Below are 13407 nucleotides of genomic sequence, written 5' to 3'. Positions count from 1 at the left end.
AGGTTATGGCAGATGTCCAAAACAGACGCTCAAGAGAGATGTCCATGACAGTCATTCCTAGCAAGGAGGAAAAAAGTGAACAAAAATGATATAATCCTGCATGTGGATCACATGACCAAGTCCTTCGGGGACTTAAAAGTGCTTGATGATGTATCCTTTGACGTGCGCCGGGGAGAGTTTCTGTGCATTGTCGGTCCTACAGGCTGCGGCAAGACCACATTTTTAAACTGCATCACCGGCCTCTACGACCTGACGGCCGGACAGATCCTTGTGAATGGGGAGCTGGTGGATACGAAAAAACATAACATCGCTTACATTTTCCAGGAGTATTCCACCATGTCCTGGCTGACGGTGGAGGAAAATGTGGCCTTCGGCCTGAAGATGAAGCGCAAACCGAAAGAGGTCATTGACCGGGAGGTGTCTGAGGTCCTGGAGATGGTGGGTCTTACAAAATACAAGGACTACTACCCGGTGGAGCTGTCCACCAGCATGCTGCAGCGGGTGGTGATCGCCCGGGCGTTTGCGGTGAAGCCGGACATCCTTCTGATGGATGAGCCATACGGACAGCTGGATGTAGAATTGCGGTTCCGGCTGGAGGATGAATTGATCAAGCTGTGGAAAAAGCTTGGCACCACCGTGATCTTCATCACCCACAACATTGAGGAGGCCGTTTATTTAAGTGAAAATGTGCTGGTGCTGACCAACAAGCCCACCAGCATCAAGAAGAAACTTGAGAACACGCTGCCGCGGCCCAGAAGCGTGGTTGCGCCTGAATTCATCGAACTGAGGAATCAGGTGACGGAATTGATCAAATGGTGGTGACAGAGGGGGAGTTTTCATGAAAGCAGTTATGTTGATGTTTGATTCGCTGAACCGCGGGATGCTTGCGCCTTACGGGTGTGACTGGACAAAGACCCCGAATTTTGCGCGGCTGGCGGAGCGCACGGTCCGGTTCGACCAGTGTTATGCGGGAAGCCTGCCCTGTATGCCGGCGAGGAGGGAGCTGCATACGGGACGCTATAATTTCCTGCACAGAAGCTGGGGGCCGGTGGAGCCGTTTGACGACTCGGTGCCCCAGATCCTGCGGGAAAATGGCGTATACTCCCATCTGATCTCAGACCACATGCATTACTGGGAGGACGGGGGCGCCACCTACCACCAGCGCTATAATTCCTGGGAGATCGTGCGGGGGCAGGAAGGAGATAAATGGAAATGCCTGCCGGAGCTGTTTGACGCGGAAAAGGACGCCAGGATACAGAACCGGGAAGGGGAGTATTTTTACGCCACCCGGGATCTGCAGCGCCACGACGCGGTGAACCGAAAGTTCATGGACACGGAGGAGGACACTTCCCTGGCAAAGACCTTTCAGGCCGGGATAGAATACCTGGATGCAAACCATTCCTGCGACCGGTGGTTTCTGCAGATCGAGTGCTTTGACCCCCACGAGCCGTTCTTTTCCCCGGAGGCCTTTAAAGCGCTGTATCCGGACGGCTATGAGGGGCCGGAGACCGACTGGCCGCCCTATCATCATGTGACCGAGGACGACGCGACGGCGCAGCACTACCGGTACCAGTATGCGGCCCTTTTGTCCATGTGCGACTGTTATCTGGGAAAGCTCCTGGATAAATTCGATGAGCTGGATCTGTGGAAGGACACGATGCTGATCGTCAACACCGACCACGGATACCTGCTGGGCGAGCATGGCTGGTGGAGCAAGGTGGTCATGCCCTGTTATGACGAGATCGTGCATTTGCCGCTGTTTATCCACGACCCACGGTTCGCCTGCGGCGGGACGTCGCGGGACGAACTGGTGCAGACGGTGGATATCGCGGCTACGATCCTGGAATTCTTCGGTCTGGAGAGGCCGAAGGACATGCAGGGAAGGCCGGTGCGGCCGGTGATCGAGAAGGATCTGCCTATCCGCGACTATGCGCTGTTCGGAATTCATGGGGCGCATGTGAATGTTTTTGACGGCAGGTACGTGTATATGAAGGCTCCGGTCTCGGAGGAAAATGCGCCGCTCAACGAGTACACCACCATGCCTACCCATATGCGGACGCTGTTTTCTGTGGGGGAGCTTCGGAAGGCGGAGGCGGTTTTAGGCGACACCTTTTCCTTCACAAAAGGCTGTCCGGTATGGAAGATCCCGAAAGGGAACGGAAGCGGCGACCGTGACTTCAGCGACCTTTTGATCAACGGAAAGGACAGCGAGGAGGCCAGGCACATCGACAACAACAGCCTGGTAAATGCCGCCAATTTCGGCGACCTGCTCTTTGACATGAGCGCGGACCCGCGCCAGGAGAGTCCCCTTAAGGACCCGGAACTGGAGGCGCGCATGGCAAACCTTATGAAGCGTGCCATGAAGGAAAATGAATGCCCGCCGGAGCAGTTTGAGCGGATCGGGCTGCCGGGGGCGGACGATACCGGGATCACGACGGAGGATATCCGGCGGCTGCATGAGCAAAATGAAAAAAAGGCGGAGCCGGTCATCCTGCCGGAGCTTGCCTGGACCAAAGGGGCCGTGAATACCTACAGGGCGCTTATGCGGTTTATCCCGGAAGTACGGAAGGCGGAGGCGGCGGATGTACTGGCGCGGGAGATACAGGAAGCGGTATCTGGGGATGGAGCGTCTGACGTACAGGCCGGTGAAACGGTGACGGCCCGGACTGTGTTAAACTGCATCCCGGCGGTTGTGCCGGCAGAGTATGTGGAGATGGTGGAGTATTTTGTGGATCTGGCGGGGCGGACCTCGTAGGATAGAAGTTTCAGCATAAAAGCGGGCGGCAGCTTTACGACTTTTTGATCGTGAAAGCGGCCGCTCCTTTTAGTTATGGTTTGTGGTCATTACGGGATAGTATCGTATTGGCTGATTGCTGCTCACTTGTCTTCAAAAACTTCAATCATCATTTTTACCCCCAGACGAAATCCGTCAATGAACATTTCCGAAAGTTCCAAAGGAATTGTTTCAAGCTGTTCATTCATTATCTTAATGAAACGGTCACCCAATGGTGTAGAGAGTTTATTCAGTTCCTGTACAAAATCTTCATAATGTTGATATTGCTCTTTCCACAGTTTTTTATATTCTTCCATAAATGGGAGATATTGCTCTGCCGGAGAGATTTCTCCATTATATAGCTGCTTAAGTATTTCTTGCATATGGATCCTCCTTTTCGTAATACATATTTGTATTACTATTTAGTATTCTATCAATGTGTCATATAAAAGTCAACGTGAAAACACTATAATTGATTTCATAGATAGAATACGGAGGTGTATTATGGCAGACAAGTTTATTGTCCGGCGCAAGCAACCGGATAAAAAAGAAGATAAATCCGTTGTAATGACCTTAAGAATGGACAGGGAATTGCAGGAGGCGTTTGACAAACTATCTGCACAGAGTGACCGTTCCAGAAATGAACTTATGTGTATGGCTTTACGTTATGCGCTGGAGCATTTGGAATTTATCCCTGAAGATACTGATGAAAATTAATCGCAAAACAGAATGGCCACCAGCGGCACATATTTAATAACTCAGATTGTAGCCAAAGCGGCTCTGGGATTTGCGTCCCAGAGCCGCTTTATCTACAATCTGCTTGGGCGGCTAAATACTGCCCGGTTTTTATAATGCGTCCTCTATCGTTCTTCCATATCCACATTCTGCTCTGCCTTCAAACTCCCATCACAATTCTGGTTCAACTGGCAGTAATGCGGGCACCCGCCGCAGGCGCAGCCTCCGGTCGGCAGGCCCCGTTTGCGGGAGTCATAATTCAGCCAGCAGGCTCCGCCGCAGGCAGCAAAGATCGCGATCAAAATAATCCATTCTACGAGACTCAGGCTCAAAAAGATCTCCATACACAGCTCCTTTCATAATTTCAATATAATAACGGTAACTATTATCAATAATATATCATAGCCATGGAGATACGTCAAGAAATCTTAGTTTCGTTTAGCCAATCTTTTAGTAAATTCCTTTCTTTTAGCACAGAGATCATGTCCTCAGCCCAATGGATAAAACATCGCAATGTATCCAACAGACACCACAATACAGATCAGAGTAAGTGGAAGGCCTGGCTTTAAGTAGTCAATGAACTTATAGCCGCCTGGCTCCACCGCCATGGAATTGGCGGGCATCGCCACAGGTGTTGCGATGGCAATGGAAGCTGCAAAACGCACTGCGATCAGGATGGCTTTCGGTCCGATCCCCAAAGTCTCTGCCACGATCAGCGCAATGGGGGTAAACAGGATAATGGTTGCCGCATTTGACATAAAATTCGTGAGCGGGGTGATGATCAGGAAGATCAGGCACAGGATCAGGACCGGGCTGCCAAGGCTTCCCAGCACTTTTAAGGAAGCGTCTGCGATCAGATCCGCTGCTCCGGAGTTGGTCATTGCCTTTGCCACAGGCACCATGGCGGCGTAAATGATGATACCGCTGACCGGGATTGCCCTGGTGGCTGCTTTTACGGTGATGCACCGTGCACTTACGGCAATAAGCGCGCCGATGATAGCGATAAAGTGCAGCGGGATTCCTATCTGTTCTTCAAAGATCATCCCCAGGAAGGTAGCTACCATCAGGCCAAGGCTTAAGGCAGTCTTCCATTTGGGGATGCCGGAAAAATCAGCGGCATCTGAGGAGGAACCCTGGTCGGTGCTTTCATTTCTGGGCGAATCCGGCAGAAGCTTATAGCCTAAAGTAGCCATATAGATGGCCGAGATCACCAGAAGGATCAGGGACAGTGGGGCAAACTCGAAGAACCCCATGGTCTGGCCGATATTCAGCCCTTCTAAGGTCTCTTTGAGGAAAGGGCCGGAGGTAGTACCTACGATGGTGATACCGCCGCCGAAACAGCAGCCGACAATGACCGGGTACATGAGCTTGGAGCGTTTCATGCCGGTGGAGGCGCTGATTCCCAGGATCAGTGCGATGAGCAGTGCGGCAGCCCCGGTGTTGGACAGAAATCCGGACATGATGCCGGAAAACATTACAATGGCAAAGATCAGATAACGTTCATTTTTTGCAAACTTTGTGAGCAGGTGGCCGATCCTGTCGGCGCCGCCTGTCTGGAAAACGGCTTCCCCAATGATCGCCATGGCGGCAATGATCATAGCTGTACTGCTGGCAAATGATTTCAGCGCGGTATCCGCGTCGATGGCGCCGATCAGGTAGAAGCTGACAGCCACGGCCATTGCGGTGGCGGGAAGCGGGATCCATTCTGTCACAAACAGGACCAGTGCGATCAGAATGATCAAAATAACAAGAATTGCAGGGTTGATACCCAGTACCATAACAGATCCTCCTTTAATAAACGCATTTAAATATCATCTCATCATATCGAATTGGCCAATTTTCTGAACTGATAAACTGAGTATAAACCAGACTATGAGGTTACACAAATTGCAAAAAGTTTCATGGGATATAACTGTTGATTATTGACAAAAAGTTATACCGCCTGAAACTCTTTGTCATTATGCAAATCCAGTGTCAGATACTATAATGATTCCCATAAAAATGATGGCATTGCCGGGAAAGGGAGTCGATTATGGAAGAATTAAAAAAACTGGCTGGGTTTGTGGCGGATTTTAAGCTGGAGACCGCAGGACCGGATGTATGCGAGGCAGCAAAGGGATGTGTCCTGGATACGGTGGGGCTGGCTCTTGGGGCTGAGACAAACACTATGTTCCGAAGCATACGGAAGGTGTATACAGAGACGGATGGAAAGCCCACGGATGGAGGAATCGCCCTGTGGGGCAGCAGGAAATATGGAAGTTTAAGGACGGCGGTATTTTTAAATGCCATGATGGGGCACATTCTGGAGCTGGATGACGTCCATATTAAGTCCAAGACACATATCGGTACGGTTGTGATCCCGGCGGCCTGGTGCCTGGCGGAGTATCTGGGAAAGAACGGAAAACAGTTTCTGGAGGCCGTGATCTGCGGCTACGAGGTTATGGCGCGCATTGGCATGGGCTTTGGGGTGTCTGCTCACAGGAATAGAGGCTGGCATGTAACCGGTACGGCTGGAACCTTTGGCGCTGCGGCAGCCTGCGGGAAGCTTCTTGGATTTGATGAGGAAAAGCTATTGTCAGCCTTTGGCCTGGCGGGAACCCAGTCCTGTTCCACCTGGGCGTTTCTATCAGACGGGGCCACGAATAAGGTGCTCCATCCGGCGCGGGCGGCGGTAAGCGGCCTGGAATCCTGTATGCTGGTCCTGGGAGGGATGAAAGGATCCGGGAGGATCCTGGATGCTGACGACGGAGGTATTTTCCCCATGATGTCGGATGGATATGATTATGCTCTGCTAAATGCCGGATTGGGGGAGATCTATGAGATTCGCAGTATGGATAAAAAGCCATATCCCTGCTGTAGGAGCACTCACTGCGCGATCGATGCGGCGATTGCCCTGCGGGAATCCAGAAAGATACCGCCCGAGTCAGTCCGTGAGGTGAATATAGAGACTTATCTGGTAGGAGTCAAGCAGTGCGGGATGACAGAAGGCAGCCTCCGCCCAAAACAGCCGACGGAGGCAAAATTTTCAACCCCTTATACGGTGGCATGCGCGCTGCTTAACGGGAATGTAGGGCTTGCTGATTTTGAGCCGAAGGCCATTGACAGAAAAATGGTAAGGGAGCTGGCGGAAAAAGTCCATGTAAGTGAGGCAAAGCGGTTTACGGATAAATATCCGGAGCACTGGGGATGCAGGATGGAGCTGATCTTAAAAAGTGGAGAAGTTTACACAAAAGAAGTGGAGGATGCGTCGGGAAGTATCTCCGCTCCGCTTACGAAAAAACAGATCCTGGAAAAAGCAAGGGCCTGCTGCAGCAGTTATGAGAGATCCTGGTGCGATAAAATCTTTCAGGATATAGAGAATATGGAAGGCATTGGAAGCATGCCGTCTCTTTTACTGGGCCGGGGATCTGTGGTACAATAGGGACAGTTGGCGTTTCGTGAGAAGCCGGTAAAGAAAGCGGGGGAATCTGGATGAATAAGGGTGACTTGGAAAAGATCGTGGCGATCGCGGAGGAGGGCAGCATGGCGAAAGCGGCTCAAAAGCTGTATATTACCCAGCCAGCTCTGAGCAAGTGCCTGACAAAGGTGGAAGAATCTCTGGGGGAAGCGCTGTTTACCAGGCGCCCCAACGGATTAAGCCTGACTTATGCGGGAGAATGCCTGGTGAAAAGGGCATATCAGATTATGAAACTGTATGACGAGGTGGAGATAGAATTTTGCGAACTGAACCATATGCGCAGAGGGATCTTAAAGATCGGTTCTGCGGAGCGCATCGGTGCGCTGGTGCTGCCAGGCCTTTTAAAGCGTTTTAAGGAGCTGTATCCCAATATCAGGATCGATATAGTGGAAGAGAACAGTATGATCCTGGAAGAAAAACTGCTGATGGGCGCGCTGGATCTTGCGATTCTCTGCCTGCCCTTAAAAAATACAAATGTAAACTATCATGTGTTTTATGAAGAACCGCTGTATGCGGCGATTCCGGCTGACCATCCGCTGAATGAGTATGCATACAGAAAAGAAGAGGAAGACATGGCGTTTTTACCTTTGGAAAAGCTGAAGGGCGCAGAATTCATCCTTACAAAGTCATTTAAAAAGACCAGAATGGCGGCGGACCGTATTCTGGAGTATTTAGGCGGGGATTATTCAATCACGATGGAATCTCAGAATATCGAGACTGTGATCCGTCTGGTGGCAAACGGGCTGGGGATCTCCCTGATACCTAACATCTATTCCAAAGTGTATCGGACCGGAGATAAGATTGTTTATTATAGACTTGAGGAGGAGTATCAGCCGTTCTGGCAATGGGCGGTGATCTACAGTGAGGGAGTAGAGAACCTGACCCGCCCGTCCAGGGAGTTGTACCGGATCTTATGTGAGGAAGGGTGTCGGCTGCCGAATTATGTGGAGGTTTAGGGCCCATGCTGGACTGCGCCGAAATGATTGCGCGGGTTTGATTTAAATGTTATACTGGAAGCAGGAGTTTCACTTGCAGGAACCACCCCGGCAACGCACTGGAAAGGAGCAGTTACAGATGGGAGTTTATTTAAACAGCACAGCTGCTTATACATTATTTAAAGATGAAGTGCAAAAACCATATTTTGTAGATAAAACACAGATGTTGAAGGAATTATTCCCATTGGTCAGCAAAGGGAACAATCACATATGCGTTACTCGGCCGCGCAGGTTCGGAAAGACCGTTATGGCAAATATGATCGCCGCTTATTTTTCAAAAGGCTGCGATTCCAGTGATGTTTTTGATCATCTTCAGATCAGCGAAGCGGACGAATATGCACAGTATAAAAATCGGTTTTCTGTAATTCATATCTCATTTAATGACATAGCCGGAACGTGCGCTTCTTACATGCAATATATTAGTCGGATTCAGGCCCGGCTGATTCGTGATCTGAAAAAGGAATATCCGGAGGTGCAGGCGTCAAATGAGACGGATATTGTTGATCTGCTGATTGATATAAATGCAGAGAACCCGCAGGTACGTTTCATTTTTGTGTTGGATGAGTGGGATTATATTTTTCATCAGGATTTCGTGACCGATCAGGACAGAAAATCTTACCTGCAGTTTTTGCGAAGCCTGCTCAAAGACCGTTCCTATGTCCTTTTGGCATACATGACGGGGATTTTACCGATTGCCAAGTATTCCAGTGGCTCTGAGCTGAATATGTTTCTGGAATATACGATGATTACAGAAGAACGCTTCAGCGATTCATTTGGTTTTACTGATACGGAAGTTGACATGCTGTATCAAAAATATCTGCAAAACAATTCCAAAATCCGGGTGACAAGAGACGGACTCAGAGACTGGTACAACGGATATCACACCGGTTCCGGTGAGCGTGTTTATAATCCCCGTTCTGTAGTCAGCGCATTGGGGAATAACAATCTGGGAAATTATTGGACGAGCGCGGGACCATACGATGAAATATTCTATTACATTGAGCAAAATGTAGATGAGGTAAAGGACGATCTGGCGCTTATGGTATCCGGCATTCCGGTTCCTGCCAAAATTAGGGAATATGCAGCTACCTCTATGAACCTACAGACAAAGGACGAGATATTCTCTGCAATGGTAGTATACGGTTTCCTGAGTTATGAAAACGGACTGGTCAGCATACCCAATCAGGAGCTGATGGAAAAATTTTCAGATATGCTGCTGAAAGCTATCTTGCTGCCCGTGACAAATATCGGATAGAACGTGAAGACAAAGCCGGTAAGGGATATGTGGATTTTATTTTTTATCCGGTTATGGACAAAAAAGCCGACTGCATTATTCTGGAATTGAAGGTTGGGCATTCTCCGGAGGAAGCTATCCGACAGATTAAGGAGAAGAATTACGCACAGCGTTTCCGCGGAAAGTATGCACAGCCGGCTGAATACAAAGGACGGGTTCTGGCTGTCGGAATTGCATATGATAAAAAAGATAAGCGCCATAAATGCAAAATAGAAGTTTTGCAATGATCATTCAGAAAGAATTGACGTATTCCCGGCATACGTGGTAACCTGTGACCATAGATTTCTTAACACAGATAACCATACCACCCAGGCGGGAGGCCGGATTTATGAACATAAACAATCAAAAACTAAAACCAGTAGACCATATAAACGGCTTTGATGTGCGGCCTGGCTTATATGAGGTAAACGGCGCGTCGGCGCTGCCGGACGGGGTGAGCTTTACGATCGCCTCCCGGGGCGCCACGTCCTGTGAACTGCTTTTGTTTCACAGGCAGGAGTCAAAGCCGTATGCGTGCATTCCATTTCCGGCATGTTACCGGATCGGCAATGTTTTTTCCATGATGGTATTTGGCTTGGAGATCGATGAGTTTGAATATGCCTACAGGCTGGACGGTCCGTATCAGCCGGAAAAAGGGCTGGTCTTTGATAAGACGAAATACATTCTGGACCCTTACGCGAAGGCGGTCACCGGGCAGAGCCAGTGGGGCGTTCATCTGCCGGGAGAGGAGCACCGGTACAAGGCCCGGGTGGTGCAGGACAATTTTGACTGGGGCAACTGTAAGCAGCCGCTGATCCCCTTGCGGGACAATATTATCTATGAGCTGCATGTGCGGGGATTTACGAAACATGCTTCTTCCGGCGTAAAGCATCCGGGCACCTTTGCCGGCCTGATGGAGAAGATACCGTACTTAAAAGAACTGGGCGTCAATGCGGTGGAGCTGATGCCGATCTTTGAGTTTGACGAGGTAGGCGGCGGCCGGGAGGTGGACGGACGGAAGCTTCTGGATTACTGGGGCTACAATCCCGTGTGCTTTTTTGCGCCCAACACCAGCTACGCGGCGCAGACGGAGTACAATCAGGAAGGGATGGAGTTAAAATGCCTGATCAAAGCGCTCAATGACAACGGTATTGAGGTGATCCTGGATGTGGTGTTCAACCATACGGCGGAGGGAAATGAGAAGGGGCCGTTTTTCTCCTTCAAGGGCCTGGACAATAATATCTACTATATGCTGACGCCGGACGGGTATTATTATAATTTCAGCGGCTGCGGCAATACCTTAAACTGCAACCATCCAGTGGTGCGGCAGATGATCCTGGACTGCCTGCGCTACTGGGTCATCAATTACCGGGTGGACGGTTTCCGGTTTGACTTGGCTTCGATCCTGGGCAGGAGTGAGGAAGGCGCACCCATGAGCAGCCCGCCGCTGTTAGAAAGCCTGGCCTATGACCCGATCCTGGGCGGGGTGGATCTGATCGCGGAGGCATGGGATGCGGGCGGACTGTACCAGGTAGGGTCATTTCCTTCCTGGAACCGCTGGGCGGAGTGGAACGGAAAATACCGGGATGATATCCGAAGCTTTCTAAAAGGCGACGCCGGCTATGGCAATGCCGCCCTGCTGCGCATTATGGGCTCGCCGGATCTGTACCCGCCTGAAAAGAGGGGAGATCACGCGTCGGTCAATTTCCTGACCTGCCATGACGGATTCACGCTCTATGACCTTTATTCTTATAATGAAAAGCATAACGAAGCCAATGACTGGAACAATACGGACGGCAGCAGTGACAACCGGAGCTGGAACTGCGGGGCGGAGGGTGAGACTGAGGATGAGGCGGTAAATCTCCTGCGGCTGCGCATGGTAAAGAATGCCTGTGCGGTATTGCTGTGCAGCCGGGGAACGCCGATGTTCCTGGCGGGGGATGAATTTGGCAATACCCAGTTCGGGAATAACAATGCATACTGCCAGGACAATGAGATATCCTGGCTGGACTGGTCACTGCTTCAGAAAAACAGGGAGATATTTGATTTCTTTAAATTCATGACCGCATTTCGCAGGAAACACGCGGTCATACGGAGGAATACCGCACCGGCGTCCTGCGGGCATCCGTGGATGAGCGGATATGGGTTTGGACAGACGCCTTCACAGATTCCGGAGCTATGGAATGGCAGCTGCGGGCCAGAGACCAGGACCATCGGCGTTATGTTTGCGGGAAAGGATGAAGATACCGGGCAGGATGATGCAGTCTATCTGGCGGTCAATGCATATTGGGAGCCCAGGCGGATCGTGCTGCCGCTTGTCACGATCGAATGTTACTGGATCCCGGTTGTGGATACAGGACGGGGACCGGCTGCCATCATAGACGGTGAGGAGATTCTGGACCGCCGTGAGTATGTCTGCGCGCCGCGCTCTGTGGCGGTGTTTGTGATGAAAGGGCGGCGGGGAAACAGCCCGGACAGGTGATTGTGAAAGGCAGCGGTAAGGCTGGCAGGGAAATAGCCTGCGCTTGCATTTTCAAACATTTTGTGATATAGTAGCCCCTGCAACACGAAACGGTCAGTTCGAGACCTTCCTGACCGAGCCGAAAGGCAAAAAAACAAAACTAAAGGAGAAAACTGAATATGAGAGAATCAAAAAACAAGGTTCAATTTATGACGCAGTCTGCGATGATCGCGGCGATCTACACGGCGCTGACGGTCGCATTTGCGCCGGTTGCCTACGGGCCTGTCCAGTTCCGGATATCCGAGGCATTGTGTGTCCTGCCGTTTTTCACACCGGCAGCGATCCCGGGGCTGTTCCTGGGGTGCGCCATATCCAACGGGATCGGTGTGGCGCTTGGAACGGCGGTCCTTCCGGATGTGGTCTTCGGAAGCCTGGCTACGCTCATTGGCGCGCTGGGATCCTACGCAGTGAGGAAGAACCGGTGGCTGGTGTGTATTCCTCCGATCGCAGCCAATACGATCATCATCCCGTGGGTGCTGCGCTATGCTTATGGCGCGCCGGATCTGATCCCGGTCATGATGGTGACGGTGGGGATCGGCGAGATCCTGGCGGTCGGCGTGCTGGGGAATTTCCTGCTGGCGGCGCTGGAGCGTTATAAGGGCCTGATTTTTAAAAAGATATTTGTAGGATAAAGGATTCCGGTATCAGACAGTTGCGGCTGTCCGATGCCGGGATTTTTTTTGTATAATTTTGTCCTGAATCTAAAATCCAGACATGCTGTTTTCTGAGAATATTCTGGCTATGAATTAAAGTCATTCGCTTAATTTCGTAAGTCATTCACATAATTTTATTGATGTATGGTTTATTGTGTTTAAAATGAAAGCAGGGAGGTGGACCATGAGAGAATATAGACGGATAGAACGAACAGAAGAGAAACAAAAAAGTCATACAAGCGCAGGAAAAAATGCAGCACAGATGTTAAAAGCAGCAGGGAATCAATCGGTATTGCAGATGATGGGAGCATCAGCTGTTGTCCAGTGTATACGAGTGGCTGATGCCAGAGACAGTGACTGGTATTCTGCGTTGCCTGAAAAAGTTAGAGAAAAAGTGGAAGAACAGTTGGGGGATACTAACTATTCATCTGAAAATGACTTAAAGACAGCAATCAATGAGGTGATGGCAGAGATGCATTTAGAGGCAATGGCAGATTTTATTGAGACTAAAGAATATGGGGGTGCTTTTAGGCCTCGCAAAAGTTCTGGCAGCATAAGCAGCAGTGGGATGAATTGTTGGGGAGCAGTGTTGATGAGCGCTTTTCAGGCGGGACTCATTACTGCGGATCAGGTCATAACGTTAAATAAATCAACTCCCATTTCCGAGACGGCAAAGAACAGCGCAGATGAAGATTTACAAGATTTTATGGATTTATCGGATACCATTACCATGAATCAGCATCTTCACCAGGTCAGAGATGATATTCCTAAGGGCCATATCATTGGCATGGGCACGAATTTTATTGACCATGTTGCATTATCACGGGGAAAGGTGGACGGGAAGCAGTCTGCACTGGAGTTTGATGCCGGGCATAAGGGTAGTACTACGCTCGATGACATGAAAGCTGTGCATGCATTATCCTACGAGGGAAGGGCTGTGTTTGCAGGGGCGCCGCCATGGTTTTTAGATATTGATTCATAATGTAAATTAATTAATTTA

At 50.2% G+C, this 13407-nt stretch carries 13 protein-coding genes; 10 read left to right on the top strand and 3 right to left on the bottom strand.

What is annotated here, in order from left to right; genetic code table 11:
• Positions 1–75: 75 nt before the first annotated feature.
• Together AB1I67_RS02495 and AB1I67_RS02490 are read left to right on the top strand one after the other, a co-directional pair.
• On the top strand, positions 76–822 hold the full coding sequence (locus AB1I67_RS02495) for an ABC transporter ATP-binding protein (protein WP_367028235.1): 747 nt from the start codon (positions 76–78) through the stop codon (positions 820–822).
• Positions 823–838: 16 nt separating this feature from the next.
• Complete coding sequence (locus AB1I67_RS02490; RefSeq protein WP_367028234.1) at positions 839–2755, top strand: sulfatase; 1917 nt, start codon at positions 839–841, stop codon at positions 2753–2755.
• 122 nt (positions 2756–2877) lie between these two features.
• Here AB1I67_RS02490 and AB1I67_RS02485 read toward each other — a convergent pair whose 3' ends face one another.
• Entirely contained in the window at positions 2878–3156 is a 279-nt protein-coding gene (locus tag AB1I67_RS02485) for a DUF6809 family protein (protein WP_367028233.1), read from the bottom strand.
• Positions 3157–3277: 121 nt separating this feature from the next.
• Here AB1I67_RS02485 and AB1I67_RS02480 point away from each other — a divergent pair, with 121 nt between their 5' ends.
• Positions 3278–3490, top strand: a complete 213-nt coding sequence (locus AB1I67_RS02480; protein ID WP_367028232.1) for a ribbon-helix-helix protein, CopG family — start codon at positions 3278–3280, stop codon at positions 3488–3490.
• Between the two features lie 143 nt (positions 3491–3633).
• Here the strand turns inward: AB1I67_RS02480 and AB1I67_RS02475 are convergent, their stop codons facing one another.
• A complete protein-coding gene (locus tag AB1I67_RS02475) occupies positions 3634–3852 on the bottom strand; it encodes a hypothetical protein (protein WP_367028231.1) in 219 nt (72 codons plus the stop codon).
• A 144-nt stretch (positions 3853–3996) separates the two neighbouring features.
• Entirely contained in the window at positions 3997–5286 is a 1290-nt protein-coding gene (locus tag AB1I67_RS02470; protein ID WP_367028230.1) for an SLC13 family permease, read from the bottom strand.
• Positions 5287–5540: 254 nt separating this feature from the next.
• Here AB1I67_RS02470 and AB1I67_RS02465 point away from each other — a divergent pair, with 254 nt between their 5' ends.
• From AB1I67_RS02465 to AB1I67_RS02435, 7 genes are all read left to right on the top strand, one after another.
• Positions 5541–6929 carry an MmgE/PrpD family protein gene (locus tag AB1I67_RS02465; protein WP_367028229.1) on the top strand — a complete coding sequence of 463 codons (1389 nt, stop codon included), beginning with the start codon at positions 5541–5543 and terminating at the stop codon, positions 6927–6929.
• A gap of 50 nt (positions 6930–6979) precedes the next feature.
• Positions 6980–7921 (top strand): LysR family transcriptional regulator, encoded by a 942-nt coding sequence (locus AB1I67_RS02460; protein ID WP_367028228.1) that lies wholly within the window; start codon positions 6980–6982, stop codon positions 7919–7921.
• A 46-nt stretch (positions 7922–7967) separates the two neighbouring features.
• Entirely contained in the window at positions 7968–9215 is a 1248-nt protein-coding gene (locus tag AB1I67_RS02455) for an AAA family ATPase (protein ID WP_367028227.1), read from the top strand.
• Positions 9161–9481 (top strand): PD-(D/E)XK nuclease domain-containing protein, encoded by a 321-nt coding sequence (locus tag AB1I67_RS02450; RefSeq protein WP_367029135.1) that lies wholly within the window; start codon positions 9161–9163, stop codon positions 9479–9481. Before AB1I67_RS02455 ends, AB1I67_RS02450 begins: the two co-directional genes overlap by 55 nt.
• Before the next feature lie 101 nt (positions 9482–9582).
• Positions 9583–11715: a glycogen debranching protein GlgX gene (gene glgX / locus AB1I67_RS02445; protein WP_367028226.1), complete on the top strand. Its 2133-nt coding sequence runs from the start codon at positions 9583–9585 to the stop codon at positions 11713–11715.
• 158 nt (positions 11716–11873) lie between these two features.
• Positions 11874–12386: a QueT transporter family protein gene (locus AB1I67_RS02440; RefSeq protein ID WP_367028225.1), complete on the top strand. Its 513-nt coding sequence runs from the start codon at positions 11874–11876 to the stop codon at positions 12384–12386.
• Between the two features lie 205 nt (positions 12387–12591).
• Positions 12592–13389, top strand: a complete 798-nt coding sequence (locus AB1I67_RS02435) for a hypothetical protein (protein ID WP_367028224.1) — start codon at positions 12592–12594, stop codon at positions 13387–13389.
• Positions 13390–13407 lie beyond the last annotated feature (18 nt).

It is taken from the genome of Clostridium sp. AN503, assembly GCF_040719375.1.
Lineage (GTDB): Bacteria > Bacillota > Clostridia > Lachnospirales > Lachnospiraceae > Brotaphodocola.
This window is presented reverse-complemented; position numbering and strand designations above follow the sequence as displayed.